Origin of the sequence: Enterobacter sp. HK169 (genome assembly GCF_001719105.1) — a bacterium.
GTDB classification, from domain to species: domain Bacteria; phylum Pseudomonadota; class Gammaproteobacteria; order Enterobacterales; family Enterobacteriaceae; genus Enterobacter; species Enterobacter asburiae_B.
Map to the genome: position 1 here is coordinate 2707286 of NZ_CP017087.1, position 26932 is coordinate 2734217.

Consider the following 26932-nt stretch of genomic DNA (forward strand, 5'->3'; position numbering starts at 1 on the left):
TTCAAAAAAGTGAGGTGGGGATTATTCTTCAATCGGCAGCAATTGCAATGAACCACGACTAAAATCAGCCAGTTTTGCTGAAAAAGCAGCCAGCTCCGCCTGCGGAAGCGCCACGCGTAATTGCACCATTGCCTGATATTCACTGTGCGCGATGACGCCGTTAAACTGTTTGAGCAGCGTTTCAATGCCCGATAGCTGGGCGTAATCGCACAACAAAGTATATTCGGTGAGCGGCGTTTTGCGGATAGTTGTGAGCATATTCAGTGCCTGCTGAACTCCGCCGCCATAGGCTTTTACCAGCCCACCCGTGCCTAACAGGATGCCGCCGTAGTAGCGCACCACCACGGCGGTAATTTCACCCACGCCGCTGCCCATCAGCTGCGAAAGCATGGGTTTACCGGCCGTGCCCGCCGGTTCACCGTCGTCGGAAAACCCCAGCTGTTGTGAATCATCCGGCGGCCCTGCCACCCATGCCACACAGTGGTGACGCGCGTCAGGATGCTCAGCCCGAACGGATTCGACAAACGCCTTTGCCGCCTCTACGCCGTCGGTATGCGCCAGCAGCGTAATAAAGCGGCTTTTCTTGATTTCCTCAACAAAGGTGACCGGTTCAGCCGGTATCAGCCAGCTTTCCATCAGGCCAGCTTCAGGTCTCGCGTCATATTCTCGATACCGTTTTCGTGAACCACCACGTTATCTTCGATGCGAATACCGCCAAACGGCTTCAGCGCGTCAATTTTTTCCCAGTTGAAGTGTTTGCTGAACTGGCCTTCACGCCACGGCGCCAGCAGGGATTCGATAAAGTAGATCCCCGGTTCAATCGTCAACACCATACGCGGCTCCAGAATACGGGTGCAGCGCAGGTAAGGATATTTAGACGGTGCCGCCAGGTGCGTGCCGGTATCATCCTGCATAAAGCCCGCAACGTCGTGAACCTGCAGGCCTAGCGGGTGGCCGATACCGTGCGGCATGAATGGCCCGGTTAGATCGTTCTCGACCATCGCCTCTTCGCTCATGTCTTTCACAATCTGATGTTTACGCAGCAGTTTTGCGATACGCTGATGGAACTGGATGTGGTAATCCACATAGCTGGTTCCCGCCTTCATGGTGCCAATCAGCGCCAGCTGTTCATCGTTTACGTCTTTAATCAGCTGCGCGAAATCGGTATCCGCATTCGCCGCCCAGGTACGGGTCAGGTCGGCCGCGTAACCGTTGTACTCGGCGCCTGCGTCAAGCAGGAAGCTGCGCATCTCCGACGGTACGTGGTGATCCAGTTTGGTGTAATGAAGCACAGACGCGTGCTCATTCAGCGCGACGATATTGCTGTACGGCACGTCGGTATCACGGTGGCCTGTCGCGGTCAGATAGGCCTGATTGATGTCGAACTCGCTCATCCCCGACTGGAACGCTTCGTGCGCGGCACGGTGGCCATTCACCGCCGTTTTTTGCGCTTCACGCATGCAGTAAAGTTCGTAGTCGGTTTTATACGCGCGGTAATAGTGCAGGTAATCCAGCACCCCTTTCGGATTGAGTTTGTCTGCCGGAATATCCAGACCCAGCGCACGCTCCGGAACAGGGCCAATATAGGCGATGTTGCCCCGCGCGGCAGGCAGCTGGCTGCCAATGCCGTCCGCTTTCGGCAGTGCAATCACATCAATCTCTTCCGTCCAGAAAGAGGTCGGCAGCGGTTCTACGTTGTGCCAGTAATCGACCGGCAGGTAGAACCACAGTTTCGGCTTGTTCACGCCATCCACCAGCAGCCAGCAATTTGGAACCTGAGTCACCGGCACCCAGGCTTTAAACTGCGGGTTCACCTTAAACGGATAAGCGTGGTCATCCAGAAAGGTATTCATCAGCTCGCCGGAGTGGATCAGCAGCGCATCCAGCTTAAAGCGGGCCAGTACATCGCGGGTACGTTCCTGTAGGGTAACGATATGATTTTTATAAAGCGAAGCCAGTGAGTCCATCATTCTTCCTTTCGTTTTTTTGACCTCAAGTCATCGCATCTTAGCACACCTCACTCCGGCTGCGTGATTTCCACCGACCGTGATCAATGCAGCATTTTCTTAATGAGTAATTTGCATTTTATTAACATAAATCCCACACTCCGATTCATCTGGTATGACCAGATCCAATTGCTGGATTCAGGAGACTGACATGCTCTACAAAGGCGACACCCTGTACCTCAACTGGCTGGAAGATGGCATTGCCGAACTGGTGTTCGATGCTCCCGGCTCAGTGAACAAGCTTGATACCGCGACGGTGGCCAGTCTTGGCCAGGCGCTGGATGTTCTTGAAAAACAACCTGAATTAAAAGGGCTGCTGCTGCGTTCGAACAAAGCGGCCTTTATTGTCGGTGCCGATATCACCGAGTTTCTTTCGCTGTTCCAGGTCCCGGAAGAACAGCTGAGCCAGTGGCTGCACTTTGCCAACAGCGTCTTTAATCGTCTGGAAGATCTGCCTGTCCCGACCATTTCCGCCGTTAACGGCTACGCGCTGGGCGGCGGCTGCGAGTGCGTACTGGCGACCGACTACCGTCTGGCGACGCCGGACCTGCGCATCGGCCTGCCGGAAACCAGGCTGGGCATCATGCCGGGCTTTGGCGGCTCCGTGCGTATGCCGCGCATGCTGGGTGCCGACAGCGCCCTTGAGATCATTGCCGCAGGTAAAGATGTCGGCGCAGAACAGGCTCAGAAAATCGGCCTGGTCGACGGCGTCGTGAAGCCAGAGAAACTGGTTGAAGGTGCACTCGCCATTCTGCGTCAGGCCATTAACGGCGATCTCGACTGGAAAGCCAAACGCCAGCCGAAGCTGGAGCCGTTAAAACTCAGCAAGATCGAAGCCACCATGAGCTTTACCATCGCCAAAGGCATGGTGATGCAGACGGCGGGTAAACACTACCCGGCGCCGATCACGGCGGTGAAAACCATTGAAGCGGCTGCTCGTCTCGGACGCGATGAAGCGCTGAAGCTCGAAAATCAGAGCTTTGTCCCGCTGGCGCACACCAATGAAGCTCGCGCGCTGGTCGGTATCTTCCTCAACGATCAGTTCGTGAAGGGTAAAGCCAGGCAGCTGACCAAAAACGTTGAGACGCCAAAACATGCGGCGGTACTCGGCGCCGGCATTATGGGTGGCGGTATCGCTTACCAGTCCGCCTGGAAAGGCGTGCCGGTAGTGATGAAAGACATCAGCGAGAAATCCCTGACGCTGGGCATGACCGAAGCGGCCAAGCTGCTGAATAAACAGCTGGAGCGCGGAAAAATTGACGGGCTGAAGCTTGCTGGCGTGATCTCCACCATTCAGCCCGTGCTGGAATACAGCGGTTTCGACCGTGTCGACGTAGTAGTCGAAGCCGTCGTCGAGAACCCGAAAGTCAAAAAAGCGGTGCTGGCAGAAACGGAAGATAAAGTTCGTCCTGAGACCGTGCTGGCTTCAAACACCTCCACCATTCCAATCAGCGAACTGGCGAGCGTGTTGAAGCGTCCGGAAAACTTCTGCGGGATGCACTTCTTCAACCCGGTACACCGTATGCCGCTGGTCGAAGTGATCCGCGGGGAAAAAACCTCTGACGAAACCATCGCTAAAGTGGTGGCATGGGCCAGCAAGATGGGCAAAACGCCGATCGTTGTTAACGACTGCCCGGGCTTCTTCGTCAACCGCGTGCTGTTCCCTTACTTCGCCGGTTTCAGCCAGCTGCTGCGCGACGGTGCAGACTTCCGCAAAATCGACAAAGTGATGGAAAAACAGTTCGGCTGGCCGATGGGCCCGGCGTATCTGCTGGACGTGGTCGGCATTGATACCGCTCACCACGCTCAGGCGGTGATGGCGGCAGGCTTCCCGCAGCGTATGCAGAAAGATTATCGCGACGCCATTGACGCTCTGTTCGACGCTAACCGCTTCGGCCAGAAAAACGGCCTGGGCTTCTGGCGCTATAAAGAAGACAGCAAAGGCAAACCGAAGAAAGAAGAAGATGCCGTGGTGGACGGCCTGCTGGCCGATGTAAGCCAGCCGAAACGCGACTTCACCAACGATGAGATCATCGCCCGCATGATGATCCCGATGATCAACGAAGTGGTGCGTTGCCTTGAAGAAGGCATCATCGCCAGCCCGGCAGAAGCCGATATGGCGCTGGTGTACGGCCTGGGCTTCCCTCCGTTCCACGGCGGCGCGTTCCGCTGGCTGGACACGCTCGGCAGCGCCCGCTATCTCGATATGGCTCAGCAGTATCAGCACCTCGGCCCGCTTTATGAGGTGCCGGAAGGGCTGCGTAACAAAGCGCGCCATAACGAACCCTACTATCCAGCAGTTGAGCCAGCCCGTCCGGTTGGCGAGCTGAAAACGGCTTAAGGAGTCACAATGGAAAAGGTTGTCATTGTTGATGCGATTCGCACCCCGATGGGCCGTTCAAAAGGCGGTGCATTCCGTAACGTGCGTGCGGAAGACCTCTCCGCGCATCTGATGCGTAGCCTGCTGGCGCGTAACCCGGCGCTGGATCCTGCTGCGCTGGACGATATCTACTGGGGCTGCGTGCAGCAGACTCTGGAGCAAGGTTTCAACATCGCCCGTAACGCGTCGCTGCTGGCGGAGATCCCGCATTCGGTTCCGGCTGTCACCGTGAACCGCCTGTGCGGTTCATCAATGCAGGCGCTGCACGACGCGGCGCGGATGATCATGACCGGTGATGCGCAGGCCTGCCTGGTGGGCGGCGTTGAGCACATGGGGCACGTGCCGATGAGCCACGGGGTCGATTTCCACCCTGGCATGAGCCGTAACGTGGCGAAAGCCGCGGGGATGATGGGTCTGACCGCCGAGATGCTCTCTCGTCTGCACGGCATTAGCCGTGATATGCAGGATGCCTTTGCCGCGCGCTCTCACGTTCGCGCATGGGCGGCGACGCAGTCCGGTGCCTTTAAGAATGAGATCATCCCGACCGGCGGCCACGACGCAGACGGCGTACTGAAGCAGTTCAGCTACGACGAAGTCATCCGCCCGGAAACCACCGTAGAAGCGCTTTCTACCCTGCGCCCTGCGTTTGATCCGGTCACCGGTACGGTAACAGCAGGTACTTCGTCGGCGCTGTCCGACGGTGCCGCCGCGATGCTGGTGATGAGCGAAAGCCGTGCCCGCGAGCTGGGCTTAACGCCTCGCGCACGGGTACGTTCGATGGCGGTCGTGGGCTGCGATCCTTCAATCATGGGTTACGGCCCGGTTCCGGCCTCGAAGCTGGCGCTGAAAAAAGCGGGATTAACCGCCAGCGACATCGACCTGTTTGAAATGAACGAAGCGTTCGCCGCGCAGATCCTGCCGTGCATTAAAGATCTGGGGCTGATGGAGCAGATCGACGAGAAGATTAACCTCAACGGCGGCGCGATCGCCCTCGGCCACCCGCTGGGCTGCTCCGGGGCGCGTATCAGCACGACGCTTATCAACCTGATGGAACACAAAGATGCCCAGTTTGGTCTGGCAACGATGTGTATCGGGCTGGGTCAGGGTATCGCGACGGTGTTTGAGAGAGTGTAAATCAGGAAAAGTATCTCAAAGCCAATGGCGTCAGAACAAGGCGGCAAGCGAGCGAATCCCGATGAGCTTACTCAAGTAAGTGATTCGGGTGAACGAGCGCAGCCAACGCAGTTATGGCGTCATTGGCGAAGAGAGACAGTTTAGTTGCCGTTCTTCCCGCCTGTCAGGGGCGGGTTTTTTATTTAAATGAAGGCAAACGCATCGCCAAACAGGCGGTCTTCACGCGCGTCACGTTCGTTGCAGAACAGGTCGCGGGCAATTTTCGCCATCTCAAAACGGCCAGCGATATAGATATCGTGCCCTGCCAGCGTGCCGTGATCCTGCAGCACCGCCGTCAGCACCGTCCCGCTGCGACCACGCCAGCCCTCTTCCGGCTGCTCAACCACCGGCTCAATGCGCAGGTTAGGATGGGTTACGCTCAGCGCTTCCAGCTCAGACAGGTCGTACAGATGTTTCTCTTCGCGGCCACCCCAGTAAATGGTGATGTCACGGTCCGGGTTACGCGCCAGGGCGGTCAACAGAATAGAGCGCACATAAGAGAAGCCCGTACCACCAGCGATCAGGATCAGCGGACGGTCTTCGTCATCGCGCAGCCACGCATCGCCGTGCGGAATATCCACCACGATTTCACGTTCCTTCAGGATCCGATCCATCACCGCCATCGCATACAGGTTAAGCTCTGACGCACCAATATGAAGCTCAATAAATTCCTGCTCCGCTGGCGTTGAGGCCATAGAGAAAGGACGCTTATCACGCTCATCCATCACAACCATCAGGTACTGACCCGCGCGGAAAGAGAATGGCGCTTCTGGCACTAAACGGACGCGATATACGGTGTCGGTGATGGCATCTACCGAGGTCACTTTACAGCTTAAGGTTGTCATTCGCTCTCTCTGTCGGGAAGTCTATAGGGCTTAACGGTCAGCTCAGGGGTTACCGTTATTCATTATGGCCAGCTCGTCCCAGATCGCGTCAATTCGCGCGGTCACTGCAGGATCTTTTTTGATCGGGCGACCCCATTCACGGTCGGTTTCGCCAGGCCATTTATTTGTGGCATCCAGTCCCATCTTTGAACCAAGGCCGGAAACCGGCGAGGCAAAATCCAGGTAATCTATCGGCGTGTTTTCGACTAACACCGTATCGCGCGCCGGGTCCATTCGCGTGGTAATGGCCCAGATTACGTCATTCCAGTCGCGGGCGTTAACGTCATCATCGCAGACAATAACAAATTTGGTATACATAAACTGGCGCAGGAAAGACCATACGCCCATCATCACGCGTTTAGCATGACCAGGATACTGCTTCTTCATCGTAACCACCGCCATGCGATACGAGCATCCTTCAGGCGGCAGATAAAAATCAACAATTTCCGGGAACTGCTTTTGCAGGATCGGCACAAACACTTCATTCAGCGCCACGCCCAGCACCGCCGGTTCATCCGGTGGACGTCCGGTATACGTGGAGTGATAAATCGCATCTTCACGCTGCGTAATGTGCGTCACGGTAAACACAGGGAAGTTATCCACTTCGTTGTAATAGCCGGTGTGGTCGCCGTAAGGGCCTTCTGGCGCCATTTCACCCTGCTCAAGGTAACCTTCCAGCACAATTTCCGCACTGGCCGGAACTTCGAGATCGTTAGAGATACACTTCACGACTTCGGTTTTCGTTCCGCGCAGCAGGCCTGCAAATGCATATTCAGAGAGCGTATCCGGCACGGGCGTGACGGCTCCCAGAATGGTGGCCGGATCGGCACCTAAGGCGACAGACACCGGGAAACGCTCCCCCGGATGCGCAGCGCACCACTCCTGGAAATCCAGCGCGCCGCCACGATGCGACAGCCAGCGCATGATGAGTTTATTCTTGCCAATCAACTGCTGGCGGTAAATACCGAGGTTTTGCCGCTCTTTGTGCGGGCCGCGCGTAACGGTCAGCCCCCAGGTGATAAGCGGAGCGGCATCTTCAGGCCAGCACTGCATAATAGGGATTTTGGTCAGATCAACCGCATCACCTTCCAGCACTTTCTGCTGGCACGGCGCGCCGCGCAGGCGTTTGGTGGGCATGTTCAGCACCTGCTTAAACTGCGGCAGCTTGTCGAACAGATCGCGGAAGCCTTTCGGTGGCTCCGGCTCTTTCAGAAACGCCAGCAGTTTACCGACTTCACGCAGCGCAGAGACGTCTTCCTGCCCCATTCCCAGTGCAACACGACGCGGTGTACCAAACAGGTTGCACAGCACCGGCATGGAGTAACCTTTCGGATTTTCAAACAGTAATGCGGGGCCACCGGCACGCAGGGTGCGGTCAGCAATTTCTGTCATCTCCAGATAAGGATCGACAGGAAGTGTAATACGTTTGAGTTCACCCTGCTTTTCCAGCAGCGTCAGGAAGTCGCGGAGATCGTGGTATTTCATGCAGTTAATCATGGCCTCTCTGTAAGCGCTTCATTATACGGCGTAAGCCTGCTTGATGCTGTAATTTTGTTAAATAAGCGTGAACTTATGCGTTCTGTTCCATTTTCCCCCATTATAATCAACTTAGCGATCCCGCCAGGGTTTTGATATGCTTGCGCCCCGAACTAAGGGAAAGAGTGATTATGCAGGCCTGGTATTTACTGTATTGCAAACGCGGGCAACTTCAGCGCGCGCAGGAACATCTTGAACGTCAGTCTGTAAATTGCCTGACACCCGTGATCACGCTTGAAAAAATGCAGCGCGGGAAGCGCACAACCGTCAGTGAGCCGTTGTTCCCGAACTACCTGTTTGTGGAGTTCGACCCGGAAGTCATCCACACCACCACCATCAGCGCAACGCGCGGCGTCAGCCACTTCGTTCGTTTTGGTGCCCACCCGGCAACGGTTCCGTCGACGGTCATTCATCAGCTGTCAATTTATCAACAACCTGAAGGGATCACCGACCCCGAAACCCCTTACAGCGGCGATAGCGTCGTGATTACCGAAGGCGCTTTCGAAGGCCTGCAGGCGATTTTTGCCGAGCCGGACGGGGAAGCGCGCTCTATGCTGTTGCTCAATCTGCTGAACAAGCAGGTGCTGCAGAGCGTTAAAAACACCGACTTCCGCAAGCTTTAAACGTTTATCCCGAACAGATTACGCACGTTGTCATCCGTCTGCGCCGAAAGCCAGTGCGGATCCTCTCCGCGCCACTTCGCGACGCTCTCAACAATGTGCCCCAGATACGCGGGCTCATTTCGCCGCGATGCCGGTTTGGGTTTCATGTCGCGCGGTAGCAGATAAGGCGCATCGGTTTCGAGGAGCAGCCGGTCAGCCGGGATTACCGGCAATAGCTCACGAAGTTCAAGCCCGCGACGCTCATCGCACACCCAGCCGGTAATACCCAGATAAAGCCCTCGCGCCAGGCAGTCCAGCGCTTCCTGCCGTGAACCGGTGAAACAGTGCAATACCGCGCCGGGCAGTTTCTCCAGCCACGGATCCAGAAGTGCCAGGAAACGCTCATGCGCGTCGCGGCAGTGCATAAATACGGGCATTCCAAGCTCTGCCGCCAGCGCAAGCTGGGCAGTAAACGCCTTTTCCTGCTCTTCAGGCGTGGAAAAGTTACGGTTGAAATCGAGACCGCATTCGCCGATCGCCACAACGTCTGGCGTCTTCGCCAGCCTGTACAGGATGTCGCCACTTTCCGCGGTCCACTGGCTGCTGTCGTGAGGATGCACGCCAGCAGTAGACCAACAGCAATCGTAGCGTTGCGCCAGCTGCTGCGCCTGCTCGCTCTCATGCAGGTTGGTGCCCGTCAGCAGCAGTCCTTTCACCCCGGCGGCAAACGCGCGCGCAACCACCTCATCACGATCTTTCGCAAACTGCGAGCTGGTCAGGTTGAGTCCGATATCAAACATGCAAATCCCCATATAACAACCGCCCTGACGGGCGGCTGGTTTTACTCTTCAGTGGTCTTGTCGGACGTATCGTCTTCGTCATCCGCTCGACGTCCTTTACCCACGTAGAAACGCGAGAAGAAAACGCCGACCTCAAACAGACAGTACATCGGTATGGCCAGCAGCGTCTGCGAGAACACATCCGGCGGTGTCAGCAGCATGCCAACAACAAATGCGCCCACAAGGATATACGGACGCTTCTTACGCAGGTCATCCGGGGTCGTTACTCCTACCCAGCAGAGCAGCACAATAGCCACCGGCACTTCGAATGCCACGCCAAACGCCATAAACAGCGCCATCACAAAGCTGAGGTAGCTGGCGATATCCGTCGACACCTGGACCCCTTCCGGCGCGGTATGCGTCAGGAAGCCGAAGGCCAGCGGGAAGACAACGAAATAGGCAAACGCCATGCCGATATAGAACAGCAGCGAGCTGGACACCAGCAGCGGGATAACCAGCTTGCGTTCATGCTTATACAGCGCAGGCGCCACAAACGCCCACACCTGGTAAAGAATGACCGGTGCAGAAGCAATCAACGACACCCAGAAGGTCAGCTTGATGGGGGTAAAGAACGGAGAAGCAACATCTGTTGCAATCATCGTTGCGCCCAGCGGCATCTGCTTGATCAGCGGTGCAGAGACCACCTGATAGATATCGTTGGCAAAATAGACCAGGCACAGGAATATGAGTAAAACCGCAATAATGCAGTTTAACAGGCGCTTACGCAGCTCAATGAGGTGCGTAATCAGCGGTTGAGTATCATCTACTGCCATGTTTACGCTTTATCACTCGACGAGGGGGATGATTCGGAAACGGACGCAGCGGGCTTCACTTCCGCCGTTTTTGCTACCGGCTCTTCCGGCTGCGCCTGTTTTTTCAGTTCGGTTTCCTGCGGCGTCTGTTCTGGCGCGGCAGCCTGATGTTCAGCGCTGGCAGGCGTTACGCCCTCGCGCTGCTCCTCGCTGCCCTTCACCACCGGGTTATGGATGGTGTTCGCTTCATCGCTCGCTTTTTCAGGATCGTTAACGCTATAGGAGCGCTTCATCGATTCTGCCGCTTCGCGCAGCTCATCCATTGACGCTTTCAGTTCCGGCGTCAGGTTATCCATGCTCGCCTTCTCGACCTTTTTCAGGCTTTCCTGAAATTCCTGCAGCTTAAGTTCCTGCGCCAGTTCATTCTGAACGGTCGATGCCAGCGATCTCAGCGCACGAACCCAGCCCGCAACGGTTTTCACTGCCACCGGCAGACGCTGCGGCCCCAGCACAATCAGGCCAATCACAAAGACCAGCAGGAGCTCACTAAAACCAATGTCGAACACGACTTACACCTGCTCTTTATCGTGGCGTTTAGCGTCTTCCTTTTTGGCTTCTTCTTGCTTGTCGGCGATGGATTTAGCAGTAAAGTCAGCGTCCTGGCTGGTTTTATCCTGCTTGCTCTCATCATCGCTCATCGCTTTCTTGAAGCCTTTGATAGACGCGCCCAGATCGGAACCAATAGAACCGAGCTTTTTGGTGCCAAACAGCAGCACGACGATGACGGCAATGATCAACAATTGCCAGATACTGATACCACCCATACATGTTCCTCAGGGATAGATGATTAATGAGTCAGGCCGCATTATACGTATGCGACCCGTCGATAGCGACGCACGCTCAGCGCGTTTTTCGCCAGCCTGCTAGCCAGACTACCACCCCGCCAGCCATCAGCCAGGCGGGCATCATCTGCCAGTCCGGACGATTGATCAGCAGCAGCGTACCGCTTAGCAGCAGCGTTGCGCCAATCCCAAAGAGATAGCGTGACTGCCCCTGGCGAACACGGCTGGACTGAAGTTCGCGGGCGATTTTATCCATGCTGTGCTGAAGGTTCTTGCTCTGACGCAAACTGTCATAAACCAGTTCAGGAATTTCAGGCATTTTTTCTATCCAGAACGGGCCTTTCTCTTTCAGCGAGCGCACCAGCGCCGGAATGCCAACCTGATCCTTAATCCAGGATTCAAGGAAAGGTTTCGCGGTCTTCCACAAGTCTAACTGAGGATAGAGCTGTCGGCCTACACCCTCAACGTAAAGTAATGTTTTCTGGAGTAAAACTAGCTGTGGCTGAACTTCCATATTAAAGCGGCGAGCCGTGTTGAACAGGTTTAACAGCACGTGCCCGAAGGAAATTTCCGCCAGCGGTTTTTCAAAAATCGGTTCACAAACGGTCCGGATCGCGAACTCGAACTCTTCGACGTTGGTGTCCGGCGGCACCCAGCCGGAATCGACGTGCAGCTCGGCCACCTTACGGTAGTCGCGGTTGAAAAACGCGATGAAGTTCTCAGCCAGATACCGTTTATCTTCTTTGTTCAGCGACCCCACAATCCCGCAGTCGATACCGATATACTTCGGATCCTCAGGATGTTCGTAGCTCACGAAGATATTGCCCGGATGCATGTCCGCATGGAAAAAGCTGTCGCGGAACACCTGGGTAAAGAAGACCTGTACGCCACGTTCGGCCAGGAGCTTCATGTTCGTTCCCTGTTTCTCCAGGGCGACCACATCCGAAACCGGAATACCGTAGATACGCTCCATCACCATCATGTTCTGGCTGCAATAGTCAGAATAGACTTCAGGTACATAGAGCATCGGGCTGTTTTCAAAGTTGCGACGCAGCTGAATGGCATTCGCCGATTCACGCAGCAGGTTAAGCTCATCAATCAGCGTTTTTTCATATTCCCGCACCACTTCCAGTGGACGAAGGCGACGCCCGTCCGGCAGCAGGCGTGGCACCCAGCGCGCCAGCCGATAAATCAGCTTCATGTCCGCTTTGATGACTGGCAGGATGTCCGGACGAATGACTTTAATAACGACTTCTTTGCCGTTTTCTTTCAGACGCGCGGTGTGCACCTGCGCGATAGAGGCCGATGCCAGTGGCTTAATGTCGAAATCGTCAAACCAGGTCTCGACGGGGACATTTCCCATCGCCTCTTCAATTTGCTTTTTCGCGCGCGCGCCGTCAAACGGTGCGACGCGATCCTGCAGCATCGCGAGCTCATCGGCAATCAGAGGCGGGAAGAGATCGCGGCGGGTCGACAGCATCTGTCCGAATTTAATCCAAACCGGACCAAGCTCCTGCAGCGCCAGGCGCAGACGCTCACCCAGCGGTTGACCTTTATGGCGATTGGGCATCCAGAACAGCATACGCCGCCAGATACGAAGCGGCAGCGTGATACGCATTTTGGGGATAAGCTCGTCGAGCCCGTAGCTCAAAAAGGTGCGAATAATAAAATAGAGGCGCCGAATTTCACCAGGCGTCATTTGCCCTCCAGTTTTTCCAGCCGTTTGGTTAACGCATCAACTGCACGTTCAACAGCAGCGGTCTCTTCCGCAAACCATGCAACTTCCAGTGGCCCGGGCGCCATTCGCCACTCCTCAGTCAGCACTTCCGCCGCATAGCGTTGCTGGCGCTGAAGGTTTTTACGCGCAAAGGAGGCGCCACCATGAAGGATTTTCCCGATGCCTTCGGCGGCAATGTCGCCGATAAAAGGCGCGAGCAGCTCCGCCGGATCGAACTCCGCCAGATCGGTGAGCGCAACGAAGTTCTGCACGACCTGAATGTCGCCCTCCACTTCCAGCTCACCGCTGCGGATAAGCGCCGTTAATTGCTGGCGATCGCGCAGTTTTGGCAGCACGCTCATGTGCGTGATGACCGAGCAGTCGGCTTCACCTTCCCACGCCCCCAGAACGTCAAGCTGGCGTTCGCTGAATACCAGCACAAGCGGCGTCGAGAACTCTTTTAAAACAATACGTAATACCTTTCCGTTAAGCCGCTGACGTGCAGCTTTCAGCGCAGGGGCGCGATACAGAAAAGCGTTCAGTACATTCTCGATGCCTGCGGAGACTAAGGGTTTAAAGGGCACGGGACACCTCCACTCAGAATTTGTAACCGCGATGCAGCGCGACGACACCGGCCGTCAGGTTGAAATATTCAACGTTCTCAAATTCCGCGTCCTGCATCATGGCTTTTAATGTGTCCTGATCCGGGTGCATACGGATAGACTCCGCCAGATAGCGGTAGCTTTCAGCGTCGTTAGCCACCAGCTCACCAATACGCGGCAGCACGTGGAAGGAATAGGCGTCGTAGGCTTTGCTCAGCGGCTCAATGATCGGTTTAGAGAACTCGAGCACCAGCAAACGTCCACCCGGCTTCAGCACGCGGTACATGGAGCGCAGCGCTTTTTCTTTATCGGTAACGTTACGCAGACCGAAAGAGATCGTGATGCAGTCAAAGGTATTGTCCGGGAATGGCAGCGCTTCGGCGTTTGCCTGCACATACTCGACATTCCCCACCACGCCGATGTTACGCAGCTTTTCGCGTCCCATTTTCAGCATGGAATCATTAATATCGGCGAGAACAACGCGACCGGTTTCGCCCACCAGACGGGAGAATTTCGCGGTTAAATCGCCCGTACCACCGGCTAAATCCAGCACCGTTTGTCCACGACGTACGCCGCTGCAGTCAATGGTGAAGCGCTTCCACAAGCGATGAATGCCGAACGACATCAGGTCATTCATTACATCGTACTTCGCCGCCACGGAATGAAATACGTGGGCCACCATGTCAGCTTTCTGCGCTTTGGCGACAGTCTGAAAGCCAAAGTGCGTTGTGTCTTGTGAATCGTCAGCCATCTCAGAGCCTGCTTATCAGTAAAATGTTCGTGAAGTGTAACAGATTGGGCGCGTTTGCCCTACGTTTCAACCACCGCGAAAGAAACGCGCTGGAGTCTCGTCTGGTGATAAATCCGCCGCTAACGTGTTGTCTTCACTGTTTGTCTTTTGTTCGTCCGCGCCTTCTCGCAGGCGAAATTCGTCGTCCTGGGCGGTGGCCTGTTCGACCAATTCCGGATTAATCTCGCGTTTAACCTCAACCCCCAGGCTGCGGAATGATTCAGCCTGTGCCAGCAGATTGCCGCGTCCGGAGGCGAGTTTTTTCATCGCCTGGCGGTAGTTATCCTGCGCACGATCCAGGCTCTGCCCGACTGAAGACATGTCGTCCACGAAGAGGCGCATTTTGTCGTACAGCTTGCTGGCGCGATCGGCAATCTGCTGCGCGTTGCGGCTCTGGTGCTCATAGCGCCACAGGTTCGCAATGGTGCGTAACGCCACCAGCAGCGTGGTGGGGCTGACCAGCATAATGTTATTTTTGAGCGCTTCGGTGATAAGTTCAGGCTGTCTGTCGAGTGCCAGCAGGAACGCGGGTTCTACCGGGATGAACATCAGGACATAGTCCAGCGAGCGCAGACCCGGCAGCTGCTGGTAGTCTTTTCTGCCAAGCAGGCGAATATGATTACGCACGGAGGCAATGTGCTCCTGCAGCGCAGACTCGCGGGTGTAGTCATCGTCCGCATTAAAGTAGCGTTCATACGCCACCAGCGTCATTTTGGCGTCAATCACCACATCTTTACCCTGCGGCAGCCGCACGATGACATCCGGCTGCATACGCGAGCGGGCATCGTTTTCGATACTCACCTGCGTTTCGTACTCGTATCCTTCGCGCAGACCAGAGGCCTCAAGCACGCGGGTCAGCACCACTTCTCCCCAGTTGCCCTGGGTTTTGTTATCCCCTTTCAGCGCGCGGGTCAGGTTGACCGCTTCCTGCGCCATTTGCGCATTCAGCTGCTGAAGATTGCGAATCTCATGCGCCAGCGTGTGCCGCTCGCGGGCTTCCTGACCAAAGCTGTCCTGCACCTGACGGCGAAAACCGTCCAGCTGTTCGCGCAGCGGCGTCAGCAGGCTGTTCAGGCTCTGGCGGTTCTGTTCGTCAACGCGGCGGTTGCTGTGCTCAAAAATTCGGTTGGCGAGGTTCTCAAACTGTTCGCTGAGGCGCTGCTCGCTGTTGATCATCTGGCGGATTTTGTCTTCCGCATGCAGCTGGGTGGATTCAAGGCGAGTAGTGACTTCGCGGAGATCGGCCTCCAGCGAGGTGTTAATGTCTCGCAGGTTACGCAGCTCGTTGTTGAGCAGTTCGCACTCGTCGCGCCAGTGTTCGCTCAAAGCAAGCTGCTGTTTTGCCGCGCTTAAATCGGCGACCATCTCTTCTCGCTCGGCCAGCTGGTCGGCCTTCTGCTGCGCATGCTGGTAGCTGGAAATCAGCCAGCCAATCCCTAAGCCCACCAGCGCAATCACCGCGTAAATCAGGATCGAGATATCCACAATGCCCCCTGCATCAACGTATTACCCGCACAAAATAGAATTGTGCTGTATAAACGTCCAGTTTGAAAGGGTTTTCCTGCGAGGCGCTACGCAAAAAATAAAGGCCGAACGCGTCGGCCTTTGATTACAGAAGAGAGGATCAGATCAGGCGACGCGCTGCTTCCACCACGATTTTCACTGCATGACTTTCGGTCTGCTTCATGGTTTCGGCGTTCGGGATCTCCTGCTGGGTACGGTTGACGATCACGCCCGCCACCATACCGGCACGCAGACCCTGGCTTGCGCACATGGTCAGCAGCGTTGCGGATTCCATTTCGTAGTTCATCACGCCCATGGACTGCCACTCTTCCATTGAGCCTTTGAAACGGCTAACCACGCGGCCTGAGAAGGTGTCGTAACGCTCCTGGCCCGGGTAGAAGGTGTCGGAAGAGGCGGTGACGCCCACGTGGGTGGTTGCGCCCACGGATTTCGCGGCTTCAACCAGCGCGGTGGTGCATTCGAAATCAGCCACTGCCGGGAATTCCATCGGTGCAAAGTGCAGGCTTGCGCCGTCCAGACGAACGGACGCGGTCGTGACCAGCACGTCTCCGACGTTGATGTGCGGCTGGATAGCGCCGGTGGTACCGATACGCAGGAAAGTACGGATGCCCAGCTGTGCCAGCTCTTCAACAGCAATAGACGTAGACGGACCACCGATACCGGTAGAGCACACGATCACCGCTTTGCCATCCAGCTCTGCGCGCCAGGTGGTGAACTCACGATGGGCAGCCAGCTTGACCGGCTTATCCATCAGCGCGGCGATCTTTTCCACACGCTCAGGATCGCCAGGGACGATAGCGAGAGTAGCCCCTTGTAAATCGTTTTTGGTGAGGCCGAGATGAAAAACATCAGACTTAGACATAGGTGACTCCTCTGTGGGTCGGTTAGTCAGAAGAAGTAAAACGGTACTTTACAGAAGCAGTAAGCATATTTTCGTGACACACCTCACCATGAATGAAAATGATTACATTGAATTTCCATAAAAAAGTGATTTACATCACATTAACAAGTTATAACGCCTGGTGCTGCACAAAAGATAGACCGTTTAAGGCACTGTGAGTTGTTAACCTGGTGTCTATATTTACCTTTGCGCTAACTCATTGGTACGGAGAATGCCATGACTGAAAAAACCGGTTTTGCACCTGCTGCGGCCCCACATGCTTCAACCATCGTGTCGACGCCAGAAGCGGCAATTACCGCGGGCGAGACCTCCATTCCCTCGCAGGGGGAGAATATGCCTGCTTATCACGCACGGCCAAAATCGGCAGACGGTCCGCTGCCCATCGTGATTGTGATTCAGGAGATATTTGGTGTTCACGAACACATTCGCGACCTCTGCCGCCGACTGGCGCTGGAAGGGTATCTGGCCGTTGCGCCAGAGCTCTACTTCCGTCAGGGCGATCCGAACGACTACAGCGATATTCCAACATTGCTCAGCAACCTGGTGAGCAAAGTCCCGGACGCGCAGGTGCTGGCCGATCTCGACCACGTCGCCAGCTGGGCGGCGCGCAACGGCGGCGATCCGCATCGTCTGCTGGTCACGGGTTTCTGCTGGGGTGGACGCATTAGCTGGCTGTATGCCGCGCATAACCCGCAGCTCAAAGCCGCTGTCGCCTGGTACGGCAAACTGGTGGGTGAAAAAACGCTGAACTCGCCGAAACATCCCGTCGATATAGCCACGGAGCTAAACGCCCCCGTGTTAGGACTTTACGGCGGTCAGGACACCGGTATTTCGCTGGATTCGGTTGAGACCATGCGCCATGCGCTCCGTGCGGCCAATGCGAAGGCAGAGATCGTGGTGTATCCGGATGCCGGGCACGCGTTTAACGCCGATTATCGTCCGAGCTATCACGCAGAATCAGCCAAAGATGGCTGGCAAAGAATGCTGGCGTGGTTTAGCCAGTACGGCGGTAAGAAAGCGTAATAAAAAAAGCCCGGTGGCGGCTATGCCTTACCGGGCCTACGCATCATCAAGCCTGACGCAAGTTTTGCGCCGCCTTCACCATGTTCGCCAGCGCCGCGCGCGTCTCCGGCCAGCCGCGGGTTTTCAGTCCGCAGTCCGGGTTCACCCACAGGCGCTCTGCCGGAATGCGCTGGGCCGCTTTTTTCAGCAGGGCTTCAATCCACTCCACGCTCGGCACGTTCGGGGAGTGAATGTCGTACACGCCCGGCCCGATTTCATTCGGGTAGTCGAACTCTTCAAACGACTCCAGCAGCTCCATGTCTGAACGCGAGGTCTCGATGGTGATCACGTCGGCATCGAGCGCGGCAATCGAATCCATAATGTCGTTGAATTCGCAGTAACACATGTGGGTGTGGATCTGGGTATCGTCCTTCGCCACCGCGGCGTTGATGCGGAACGCCTCCACGCCCCACTGCAGGTAGGCATCCCAGTCGCTGCGGCGCAGCGGCAAGCCTTCGCGCAGGGCCGGTTCGTCAATCTGAATAATGCCAATGCCTGCCGCTTCCAGATCCGCCACCTCATCACGCAGCGCCAGGGCGATCTGTTTGGCAATGGTTTCACGAGTCACGTCTTCACGCGGGAACGACCAGCAGAGAATGGTCACCGGACCGGTGAGCATCCCTTTTACCGGCTTATCGGTCAGGGACTGGGCATACTTCGCCCACTCCACGGTGATCGCTTCCGGGCGGCTGACGTCACCGATAACCACCGGCGGCTTCACGCAGCGTGAGCCGTAGCTCTGCACCCAGCCGTTCTGGGTAAAGACAAAGCCGTCCAGGTGCTCACCAAAATATTCCACCATGTCGTTACGCTCGGCCTCGCCGTGCACCAGCACGTCCAGCCCCAGGCGTTCCTGCTCGATAATCGCCTGCTTGATGTGTTCGGCGATGCCGGTGCGATAGTGATTCGCATCCAGATTGCCCTTCTTGAAGTCCAGACGCAGGCCGCGTATTTCCGTAGTTTGCGGGAAAGAGCCAATTGTGGTGGTCGGCCACGCGGGCAGATTAAAGCGGGCGCGCTGCGCTTCGGCGCGCACCTCGTAAGGGCTCTGCCGCTGGCTGTCCTGAGCGGTGATGGCCGCCAGGCGTTTTTCCACCGCCGGGTTGTGCACGCGCGCCGAGTGACGACGCGCCTGGATCGGAGCGCTCCATTCGGTAATCGCCGCCGTGTCGCCGCTGTTCAGCGCGTCGCGCAGCAGCGTCAGCTCTTCACATTTTTGCAGGGCGAAGGCAAACCAGCTTTTCACCTCGGCATCCAGACGGGTCTCCACGTTCAGATCGATCGGGCTGTGCAGCAGCGAACAGGACGAGGCCACCCACAGCTCACGTTTGCCGACGATGTCTTTGATTTGCGCGTATTTTTCGGTGAGATCGGCGCGCCAGACGTTACGGCCGTTGATCAGCCCGGCAGAGAGCAGCCAGTCCGCTGGCAAACGCTTGTGCAGCTCCGCCACATCATCTTTACCGTGTACGAGGTCAACGTGCAGGCCCTGGACCGGCAGCGCGGTAATGGTCTTCAGGTTCGGCGTCACGCCTTCAAAATAGGTCGTCAGCAGGAGTTTTACCTGACCGGTGAGCGCGTCATACGCCGGTTTGAAGGCATCGAGCCAATCCTGCGGCAGCTCAAGCACCAGCGCCGGTTCGTCGATTTGCACCCACTGAATGCCGCGTTTGCCCAGCTCACTCAGCACCTGTTTGTAGACTGGCAGAATATCCTTCAGCAGGCTGAGTCGGTCAAACGGCTCGCCCTTTACTTTGCCCAGCCACAGGTACGTTACCGGCCCGAGCAGCACCGGCTTCACCTGGTGGCCCAGCGCCAGCGCTTCATCCACTTCGTCCAGAAGCTGCGTCCAGGCCAGCCTGAACTGCTGGCGTTTGACGAACTCCGGCACCATATAGTGATAGTTGGTGTTAAACCACTTGGTCATTTCCGCCGCTGCCGCTGGCTCCCCCGTTGGCGCGCGGCCACGGCCGATGCGGAACAGGGTATCGATATCTACCGATCCATCTTTGTTCTGATGACGAGCCGGCACGTTGCCAAGCATCAGGCTTGTCGTCAGAACATGGTCGTACCAGGCGAAATCGCCCACCGGCAGCAGGTCAATGCCCGCCTGTTTTTGCTGATCCCAGTGGCGGGCGCGCAGCTCGCGTCCTACCGCCAGCAGTTCTTCACGGGTGGCATTACCCGCCCAGTAGCTTTCTTGCGCTTTTTTCAGCTCGCGACGCAGGCCGACGCGAGGGAAACCGAGAGTGTGATTGCGGATTGTCATGGTGTGCCCCTTGTGAAATTCGTTATTTAGACGTCCAGATGTTTACACTTCTATAATTGGCAGGTACTGTATATTCCTCAAGCGCAATATGTTCATGGCGAAGTGAAGGACTTTCATGATCGAGATTAAACACCTGAAAACGCTACAAGCGTTGCGGAACTGCGGTTCGCTCGCGGCGGCTGCGGCCACGCTGCACCAGACCCAGTCCGCCCTTTCTCACCAGTTCAGCGATCTGGAACAACGCCTCGGCTTCCGTCTTTTTGTGCGTAAGAGCCAGCCGCTACGCTTTACGCCGCAGGGTGAAATTCTTCTTCAGCTGGCGAATCAGGTACTGCCGCAAATCGCGAGCGCGCTGCAGGCGTGTAACGAACCGCAGCAGACCAAACTGCGCATCGCCATTGAGTGCCACAGCTGTATTCAGTGGCTGACCCCCGCGCTTGAGAACTTCCGCCAGAAGTGGCCGCAGGTGGAGATGGACTTCAAATCCGGCGTGACCTTTGACCCGCAGCCGTCGCTGCAGCAGGGCGAGCTGGATCTGGTCATGACCTCTGACATCCTGCCGCGCAGCGGCCTGCACTATTCGCCGATGTTTGATTATGAAGTGCGCCTGGTGCTGGCGCCGGACCACCCGCTGGCCGCCAAAACGCGCATCACGCCGGAAGACCTGGCGACAGAGACGCTGCTGATTTATCCGGTGCAGCGCAGCCGCCTGGATATCTGGCGACACTTCCTGCAGCCGGCAGGCATTAGCCCGCAGCTGAAAAGCGTGGATAACACCCTGCTGCTGATTCAGATGGTGGCGGCCAGAATGGGTATCGCGGCGCTGCCGCACTGGGTGGTGGAGAGTTTTGAACGCCAGGGTCTGGTGCAGACCAAAACCCTGGGTGAAGGATTGTGGAGCCGACTGTACGCCGCCGTGCGCGATGGCGAGCAGCGTCAGCCGATTACGGAGGCGTTTATTCGCTCAGCGCGGAACCACGCGTGCGACCATCTTCCGTTTGTGCGGAGCGCGGAGCGACCCATCGGCGATGGACCCACAGCGAAGCCAGGATCACCGCTCCCCCAATAAGGAAGCTCGGCCAGTGCGGCTGTTGCTGCCAGATGGCGAGGTTGACCAGCAGCCCTGCCGGAACATGCACGTTGTTCATGATCCCCAGCGTACCGGCGTCTACCTGCGTAGCGCCGTAGTTCCACATGAAGTACCCCAGCCCTGACGCCACTACGCCCAGCCAGACCAGAACGCCCCACTGCACGGCGGTGGTCGGCAGCTTTTGCGGATTACCGAGCATAAACCACGCCGCTACGGCGACAATCGCGGCGCCCATATAGAACCAGGCAAACGCGTTATGCTGCGGCATCGGACGGGTTTCCATCAGACGTTTGTAGCCCACCATGCCGATGGCGAAGCTGATGTTGGCGAGCTGGACGAACATCAGCCCGGTCCAGAAGTGATCGCTGACTTTGTCATAGCGAATAATCGCCGCGCCGATCACCGCCAGCGCCGCGCTCAGCAGGTATCCCCAGCGCAGGCGGCGCCTGCTGAGCAGGTCGTAAATCAGCGTGATATAGAGCGGCGTCAGCACGGTAAAGAGCAGGAATTCGGAGACGGACAGGTAGACGTAGGCCCGGAAGCTGAACAAATACATGATGCCGAGCTGCATCGCCCCCACCAGCATATACAGCACAATCGTTTTCAGCGATTGCCCGCGCTTGCGCAGAAACGGCAGGAAAACCAGCGCCGCCAGCCCCACGCGCATCAGCACCGAGAAGTAGCTGTCGACCGAACCGGCAAGGTATTCGCCAATCAGGCTAAAGGAGAAGGCCCACAGGATAGTGGTGATAATGAGTAGCGCCACAATGCTTGTCTCTCAGAAAGAAGGAGAGGCATTGTAGCGAACTCTTTAGTTGACAACTGAGCAATAAACAACCGAATGAAGATTATTCAAGGAACAGTTTGCGCAGATACTTCGGTACCGCGTTGTCAGCGTTAGAACCAATCACTTCCAGCTCAGGATGCAGATCCTTCAGACGCTGGTGCGCGTTCTGCATGATGCAGCCCTTGCCCGCCATCGAAAGCATCTCGGCGTCATTCATGCCGTCACCAAAGGCGATACAGTCTTTCAGCCCGAAGCCCAGACGTTTCGCAACCGCTTCCAGCGCGTGACCTTTAGAGACGCCACCCGCCATCACTTCCAGACAGGTCAGGGTTGAGAAGCTCACGTTGACGCGATCGCCCCAGCGGGCGTTGATCGCCTGTTCCAGCGGGAGCAGCTCTTCGTGGCTGTCACAGGTGAAGAACACCTTGCTGATCCCTTCCGGCTCCAGCAGGCCCGGTTCGTAGAGGGAGTAGTTGAATACCGCTTCCTTGAAGAAACGCATTTCATCCGGGCGGTGGCGGTTCATGAACCAGTCGTCGTCGCGGTAAACGTTAGTGACGATAGCCGGGTTGTTATGCACCACGCCGAACAGATCGGCGGCAATATCGCGATCCAGATTGTGGGTAAAGATCAGGTTGCCGTCGGTATCATGCACGCGCGCACCGTTGGAGGTGATCATGTACGATTTGATCTCAAGATTATCGCGGATCTGCCCCACGTCCACGTGGTGGCGGCCGGTGGCGAACACAAAGTTCACGCCACGGGCAGTCAGGAGTTTTAAGGTCTCTTTCGCATAAGGCGACAGGGTGTGGTCGGGGGAAAGCAGCGTGCCATCTAAATCAGATGCAACAACCTGGTACATAGGGATTTCAACCTCTGGTGGAAAACAAGAATCAATTATGCCTGTTGAAAAATTCAACAATGGCGTTAAGCGCGACTGAGCGCATAGCGTCCTTTTCAAAAAGGATCTCATGGAACGCGCCGTTAATGACCAGCGGTTTACCCCCTTCACAAGGGTGACCGGCTGCAGCGCGCAGTTCACAATAGCGGTCATGCATGCGGTTATCCACCACACGCTCTTCTTCCGCCTGGATCAGAAGCGTCGGCGTGTCATCATCGCCTACCCCCGCCAGCACCTGCTCACCGGCCAGAATCCCCTCCCGCACCCAGTGCCAGGTCGGGCCGCCGACGCGCAAGCGCGGTTCATCGGCATAAAAGCGCAGGTTGCGGCGATAACGCTGCCGGCTGTGGGTTAAGACGTTGATGGCGAACGGCAGCGCGCGCCAGCGTCCTGTGCCAATGGCGTAACCTTCACGAATGCGCTGATGGCCCTCAGCCCAGTCAAGAAGATGGCGCACCATCCAGTCAGGAAAACGGATGACGATACCGTACATCGGCGCGGTGAGCGCAATGGCGTCGCACTGGTGCGCGTAACGCTGCAAAAACAGCGTCGAAATGGCGCCGCCCATGGAGTGCGCAAGAATATACCGCTTGCGCCAGGGGCCGGGCTGAACGTCCTGCTGCCAGAACGCGGCAAAATCATCGACGTAATCGCTGAAGCGATCGACGTGCCCACGGTGCGTGTCCGGCAGCATACGTCCGGACAGCCCCTGTCCACGATGGTCGATGATCAGGACATCGAACCCCATATGGACCAGGTCATAGGCCAGCTCGGCATATTTAACGTAGCTTTCAATACGCCCAGGGCAGACCACTATCACCCGGTCATTTTTTTCATTTCGGAAACGAACGAAACGCACCGGGACGCCCCCGATGCCCGTAAACTCATCTTCCTCACGCTGCCGCCAGAAATCGGTCAGCGGCCCCATAGAGAAAGCAGCAAAAGCGTTTTCTCGTGTTTCCCAGTCCTTTTTCTGCTGAAACATTGGGTTTCCACTCACGTAATCCAGGGAATATCGTTTTTTTCGTCACCGGTCACAAAATGACTCAATAATAGCGTATTGTGGCATAAAAATAGACGGTTCGGGAGTTTCAAATGACCTTCGAATGGTGGTTCGCCTACCTGCTGACATCCATTATCCTCAGCCTTTCTCCGGGTTCGGGGGCTATTAACACCATGACCACCTCCATCAACCACGGCTACCGCGGTGCAGCGGCGTCGATTGCCGGTTTGCAGACCGGGCTGGGCATTCATATTGTGCTGGTCGGGATCGGTCTGGGGACCCTGTTCTCCCGCTCCGTGCTGGCCTTTGAGGTGCTGAAATGGGCCGGGGCAGCGTATCTGATTTGGCTCGGCATCCAGCAGTGGCGCGCGGCAGGCTCCATCAACCTGAATACGCTCGCTCAGACGCAAAACCGCGGCCATCTGTTTAAGCGCGCGGTGTTCGTCAACCTGACCAACCCGAAGAGCATCGTTTTCCTCGCCGCGCTGTTCCCGCAGTTTATCGTGCCACATCAGCCCCAGGTGATGCAGTACGTGGTGCTGGGCGCGACCACCATTATCGTCGATATCATCGTGATGATTGGCTACGCGACGCTGGCGCAGCGAATTGCGGCGTGGATTAAAGGGCCTAAGCAGATGAAGGCCCTGAATAAAGTCTTTGGTTCGCTGTTTATGCTGGTTGGCGCGCTGCTTGCGTCAGCGCGTCATGCTTAGCGAGAAATGATGAGATGAATGCCGAAGCCGGCGAACAGCGCGCCGGCGAAGCCGTCAATCCACTTCGCGATACGCTGATAGCCGCGGCGCATCGCCGGTAAGGCGAACAGGCTGGCCACGATGGTAAACCAGGCAAAGGTTTCAACGACGATCAGCAGGAAGATGCCCCAGCGTGCGCCCGCGCCGACGCTATCGCCGACAAACAGCGAGAACACCGAGCCGAAATAGATAATCGCTTTCGGGTTCGCCAGATTGGTCAGCAGCCCTTTTACAAAGCTGCGGCCGCCCGTTGCCAGCTCGACCTTCGGCTCTTGCGGTTTTTTCTCTTCTTTCTTCAGCGCCCCGCGCAGCATCTGGTAGCCCATCCAGCACAGGTACAGCCCGCCGCCGACCATAATGATGTTATGCAGCCAGGCCATCTTCGCCAGGATAAGGTTCAGACCGAGCAGCGCAACGGCCGCCCAGACCATAACGCCCATGGTGATACCGAGCACGCCCATCATCGCCTCTTTGCGCGAGCGGCTGACGGCCGTTTGTGATACGAAGAAAAAATCCGGGCCGGGGCTCATCAGCGCAACGATGTGCACTAACGCCACGGTGAGAAATAGCATTAACATAATTAGCTCGCGGGGAAATAATTTAGTGAGTCATCATCCTGGCACTTTTTCGCCCGGCTGACTACTCCTCATCATCACCATCGGCGTGAGAGCGGATGAGCGCCATAAACTCTTTACCGAAGCGCTCCAGCTTACGTGTTCCCACGCCGTTGACGCTGAGCATTTCGCTGGCGCTGAGCGGCATCTGCTCGGCCATCTCGATCAGCGTCGCGTCGTTGAACACCACGTAAGGCGGGATGTTTTCTTCGTCGGCGATGGCCTTACGCAGCTTGCGCAGTTTGGCGAACAGCTTGCGGTCATAGTTGCCGCCGTAGGATTTCTGCATCACGCGCGGCTTCAGGGCGATGACGCGCGGCACGGCGAGCTTGAGTTCAACGTCACCGCGCAGGACCGGACGCGCCGCCTCGGTCAGCTGCAGGGCGGAGTGCTGGGCAATGTTCTGCGTGGCGAAGCCGAGGTGGATCAGCTGGCGAATAATACTCACCCAGTGTTCGTGGCTCTGCTCCTTGCCAATACCGTAGACAGGCAGCTTGTCGTGGCCCATATCACGGATACGCTGGTTATTGGCGCCGCGCAGCACCTCCACCACGTAGCCCATCCCGAAGCGTTGATTCACACGGTAAATGGTCGAGAGCGCCTTACGCGCGTCCATCAGGCCATCGTACTGCTTTGGCGGATCGAGGCAGATATCGCAGTTGCCGCACGGCTCCTGGCGCCCTTCACCAAAGTAGTTGAGCAGAACCAGACGGCGGCAGGTTTGCGCTTCGGCAAACGCGCCCATCGCGTTGAGCTTGTGGCGCTCGATATCCTGCAGCTGTCCCTGCGGCTTCTCTTCCAGACAGCGGCGCAGCCACGCCATATCGGCCGGATCGTAAAACAGCATCGCTTCCGCAGGCAGACCGTCACGCCCGGCGCGGCCGGTTTCCTGATAGTAGGATTCGATATTGCGCGGAATGTCGAAATGCACCACAAAGCGCACGTTCGGCTTGTTGATGCCCATTCCGAAGGCGACCGTCGCGACGACGATTTGCAGGTCGTCGCGCTGGAATTTCTCCTGTACGTCGGCGCGGATGTGGTTCTCTAATCCGGCGTGATAGGCGGCGGCGCTAAAGCCACGGTTTTGCAGACGCGCGGCGGTGTCTTCCACCTTCGCACGGCTGTTGCAGTAGATGATGCCGGACTTGCCGCGCTGCTCCTGGACGTAGCGCAGGAGCTGATCCAGCGGCTTGAACTTTTCCATCAGCATATAGCGGATGTTGGGGCGGTCGAAGCTGCTGACCTGAATATAGGGGTCGTTCAGCCCGAGCAGGCGAACGATATCCAGCCGCGTGGTGTCATCCGCCGTGGCGGTAAGCGCCATAAACGGCAGCTCGGGGAAACGCTGACGCAGCTGGCCGAGGGCCGCGTATTCCGGGCGGAAATCGTGTCCCCACTGGGAAATACAGTGCGCTTCATCCACCGCCAGCAGCACCGGGTTCCAGTGCGCCAGGTGATCGAGGAAGTTATCCAGCATCAGGCGTTCCGGCGCGATATACAGCAGGCGGATCTGTCCGGTGCGACAACCGGCCATCACCTCTTGCTGCTGCTCCCGGGTTTGGGTGGAGTTAAGACAGGCCGCCGCCACGCCGTTGGCGAGCAGCTGGTCAACCTGGTCTTTCATCAGAGAAATAAGGGGGGATACCACGACCGTCAGGCCGTTAAGCACCAGCGCGGGCACCTGATAACAGAGGGACTTGCCGCCACCGGTCGGCATCACCACCAGGCAATCACGACCTTCCAGCACCGTTTCAATGATGGTTTCCTGGCCAGGGCGGAACTGCTGGTAGCCAAAGGTTTCATGCAAAACCTGTTTAGCCAGCGACTCCTGATTCAATACTTCCGCCTGCGCCACGTTAACCCCATATGCCAGAAATGAAACAGGCGCTATTTTCAGCGCCTGAGA

The 26932-nt window shown here is 56.9% G+C and carries 25 protein-coding genes; 6 read left to right on the forward strand and 19 right to left on the reverse strand.

Annotation, left to right across the window (positions count from 1 at the left end; genetic code table 11):
- Nucleotides 1-21 precede the first annotated feature (21 nt).
- Both EnteroDNA1_RS12895 and pepQ read right to left on the reverse strand, forming a co-directional pair.
- Complete coding sequence (locus tag EnteroDNA1_RS12895; RefSeq protein ID WP_063442062.1) at nt 22-636, reverse strand: IMPACT family protein; 615 nt, start codon at nt 634-636, stop codon at nt 22-24.
- Entirely contained in the window at nt 636-1967 is a 1332-nt protein-coding gene (gene pepQ / locus EnteroDNA1_RS12900; protein ID WP_033146884.1) for a Xaa-Pro dipeptidase, read from the reverse strand. Before pepQ ends, EnteroDNA1_RS12895 begins: the two co-directional genes overlap by 1 nt.
- A gap of 190 nt (nt 1968-2157) precedes the next feature.
- Between pepQ and fadB the strand changes: the two genes are divergently transcribed.
- The gene (gene fadB / locus EnteroDNA1_RS12905; RefSeq protein ID WP_069303406.1) at nt 2158-4347 is read left to right on the forward strand and encodes a fatty acid oxidation complex subunit alpha FadB; all 2190 of its coding nucleotides are present in this window, start codon (nt 2158-2160) and stop codon (nt 4345-4347) included.
- Nucleotides 4348-4356: 9 nt separating this feature from the next.
- Entirely contained in the window at nt 4357-5520 is a 1164-nt protein-coding gene (gene fadA / locus EnteroDNA1_RS12910) for an acetyl-CoA C-acyltransferase FadA (protein WP_069303407.1), read from the forward strand.
- Between the two features lie 182 nt (nt 5521-5702).
- Here fadA and fre read toward each other — a convergent pair whose 3' ends face one another.
- Nucleotides 5703-6404: an NAD(P)H-flavin reductase gene (fre, locus tag EnteroDNA1_RS12915; RefSeq protein WP_008501516.1), complete on the reverse strand. Its 702-nt coding sequence runs from the start codon at nt 6402-6404 to the stop codon at nt 5703-5705.
- A gap of 42 nt (nt 6405-6446) precedes the next feature.
- Nucleotides 6447-7940 (reverse strand): 4-hydroxy-3-polyprenylbenzoate decarboxylase, encoded by a 1494-nt coding sequence (gene ubiD, locus EnteroDNA1_RS12920; RefSeq protein WP_069303408.1) that lies wholly within the window; start codon nt 7938-7940, stop codon nt 6447-6449.
- Nucleotides 7941-8110: 170 nt separating this feature from the next.
- Between ubiD and rfaH the strand changes: the two genes are divergently transcribed.
- Entirely contained in the window at nt 8111-8602 is a 492-nt protein-coding gene (rfaH, locus tag EnteroDNA1_RS12925; RefSeq protein ID WP_033146887.1) for a transcription/translation regulatory transformer protein RfaH, read from the forward strand.
- Here rfaH and tatD read toward each other — a convergent pair.
- From tatD to udp, 9 genes are all read right to left on the reverse strand, one after another.
- On the reverse strand, nt 8599-9381 hold the full coding sequence (gene tatD / locus EnteroDNA1_RS12930) for a 3'-5' ssDNA/RNA exonuclease TatD (RefSeq protein WP_069303409.1): 783 nt from the start codon (nt 9379-9381) through the stop codon (nt 8599-8601). The genes rfaH and tatD overlap by 4 nt on opposite strands.
- Nucleotides 9382-9422: 41 nt before the next feature.
- Nucleotides 9423-10193 carry a Sec-independent protein translocase subunit TatC gene (gene tatC, locus EnteroDNA1_RS12935; RefSeq protein ID WP_023309607.1) on the reverse strand — a complete coding sequence of 257 codons (771 nt, stop codon included), beginning with the start codon at nt 10191-10193 and terminating at the stop codon, nt 9423-9425.
- A gap of 2 nt (nt 10194-10195) precedes the next feature.
- On the reverse strand, nt 10196-10738 hold the full coding sequence (gene tatB, locus EnteroDNA1_RS12940) for a Sec-independent protein translocase protein TatB (protein ID WP_064673078.1): 543 nt from the start codon (nt 10736-10738) through the stop codon (nt 10196-10198).
- 3 nt (nt 10739-10741) lie between these two features.
- Complete coding sequence (gene tatA / locus EnteroDNA1_RS12945) at nt 10742-10996, reverse strand: Sec-independent protein translocase subunit TatA (protein WP_024908000.1); 255 nt, start codon at nt 10994-10996, stop codon at nt 10742-10744.
- Between the two features lie 76 nt (nt 10997-11072).
- Complete coding sequence (ubiB, locus tag EnteroDNA1_RS12950) at nt 11073-12713, reverse strand: ubiquinone biosynthesis regulatory protein kinase UbiB (protein WP_029741825.1); 1641 nt, start codon at nt 12711-12713, stop codon at nt 11073-11075.
- A complete protein-coding gene (gene ubiJ, locus EnteroDNA1_RS12955) occupies nt 12710-13315 on the reverse strand; it encodes a ubiquinone biosynthesis protein UbiJ (protein ID WP_033146889.1) in 606 nt (201 codons plus the stop codon). The genes ubiB and ubiJ overlap by 4 nt, the downstream gene beginning before the upstream one ends.
- A gap of 13 nt (nt 13316-13328) precedes the next feature.
- Entirely contained in the window at nt 13329-14084 is a 756-nt protein-coding gene (gene ubiE, locus EnteroDNA1_RS12960) for a bifunctional demethylmenaquinone methyltransferase/2-methoxy-6-polyprenyl-1,4-benzoquinol methylase UbiE (protein WP_023309612.1), read from the reverse strand.
- 66 nt (nt 14085-14150) lie between these two features.
- A complete protein-coding gene (gene rmuC / locus EnteroDNA1_RS12965) occupies nt 14151-15608 on the reverse strand; it encodes a DNA recombination protein RmuC (protein ID WP_069303410.1) in 1458 nt (485 codons plus the stop codon).
- Nucleotides 15609-15747: 139 nt separating this feature from the next.
- The gene (gene udp, locus EnteroDNA1_RS12970; RefSeq protein WP_003860792.1) at nt 15748-16509 is read right to left on the reverse strand and encodes a uridine phosphorylase; all 762 of its coding nucleotides are present in this window, start codon (nt 16507-16509) and stop codon (nt 15748-15750) included.
- A 255-nt stretch (nt 16510-16764) separates the two neighbouring features.
- Between udp and EnteroDNA1_RS12975 the strand changes: the two genes are divergently transcribed.
- Complete coding sequence (locus EnteroDNA1_RS12975) at nt 16765-17571, forward strand: dienelactone hydrolase family protein (protein ID WP_023333795.1); 807 nt, start codon at nt 16765-16767, stop codon at nt 17569-17571.
- 46 nt (nt 17572-17617) lie between these two features.
- On the opposite strand, the gene metE is transcribed toward EnteroDNA1_RS12975, so the two are convergent.
- Nucleotides 17618-19879, reverse strand: coding sequence for a 5-methyltetrahydropteroyltriglutamate--homocysteine S-methyltransferase (metE, locus tag EnteroDNA1_RS12980; RefSeq protein ID WP_069303411.1), 2262 nt, complete (start codon nt 19877-19879; stop codon nt 17618-17620).
- Between the two features lie 115 nt (nt 19880-19994).
- Between metE and metR the strand changes: the two genes are divergently transcribed.
- Nucleotides 19995-20948, forward strand: coding sequence for an HTH-type transcriptional regulator MetR (metR, locus tag EnteroDNA1_RS12985; RefSeq protein ID WP_023309616.1), 954 nt, complete (start codon nt 19995-19997; stop codon nt 20946-20948).
- On the opposite strand, the gene EnteroDNA1_RS12990 is transcribed toward metR, so the two are convergent.
- The 3 genes from EnteroDNA1_RS12990 to pldB all read right to left on the reverse strand — a co-directional run bounded on the left by EnteroDNA1_RS12990 (nt 20836) and on the right by pldB (nt 23642).
- Entirely contained in the window at nt 20836-21735 is a 900-nt protein-coding gene (locus EnteroDNA1_RS12990) for a carboxylate/amino acid/amine transporter (RefSeq protein ID WP_064673083.1), read from the reverse strand. The genes metR and EnteroDNA1_RS12990 overlap by 113 nt on opposite strands.
- A gap of 82 nt (nt 21736-21817) precedes the next feature.
- Nucleotides 21818-22618, reverse strand: a complete 801-nt coding sequence (gene yigL, locus EnteroDNA1_RS12995) for a sugar/pyridoxal phosphate phosphatase YigL (RefSeq protein WP_029741831.1) — start codon at nt 22616-22618, stop codon at nt 21818-21820.
- 31 nt (nt 22619-22649) lie between these two features.
- The gene (pldB, locus tag EnteroDNA1_RS13000) at nt 22650-23642 is read right to left on the reverse strand and encodes a lysophospholipase L2 (protein ID WP_033146896.1); all 993 of its coding nucleotides are present in this window, start codon (nt 23640-23642) and stop codon (nt 22650-22652) included.
- Nucleotides 23643-23752: 110 nt separating this feature from the next.
- Between pldB and rhtB the strand changes: the two genes are divergently transcribed.
- Nucleotides 23753-24373, forward strand: a complete 621-nt coding sequence (gene rhtB, locus EnteroDNA1_RS13005) for a homoserine/homoserine lactone efflux protein (RefSeq protein ID WP_008501533.1) — start codon at nt 23753-23755, stop codon at nt 24371-24373.
- Here the strand turns inward: rhtB and rhtC are convergent.
- Both rhtC and recQ read right to left on the reverse strand, forming a co-directional pair.
- The gene (gene rhtC / locus EnteroDNA1_RS13010) at nt 24370-24990 is read right to left on the reverse strand and encodes a threonine export protein RhtC (RefSeq protein WP_025757538.1); all 621 of its coding nucleotides are present in this window, start codon (nt 24988-24990) and stop codon (nt 24370-24372) included. The genes rhtB and rhtC overlap by 4 nt on opposite strands.
- Before the next feature lie 61 nt (nt 24991-25051).
- Nucleotides 25052-26881: an ATP-dependent DNA helicase RecQ gene (gene recQ / locus EnteroDNA1_RS13015; RefSeq protein ID WP_029741834.1), complete on the reverse strand. Its 1830-nt coding sequence runs from the start codon at nt 26879-26881 to the stop codon at nt 25052-25054.
- Nucleotides 26882-26932 lie beyond the last annotated feature (51 nt).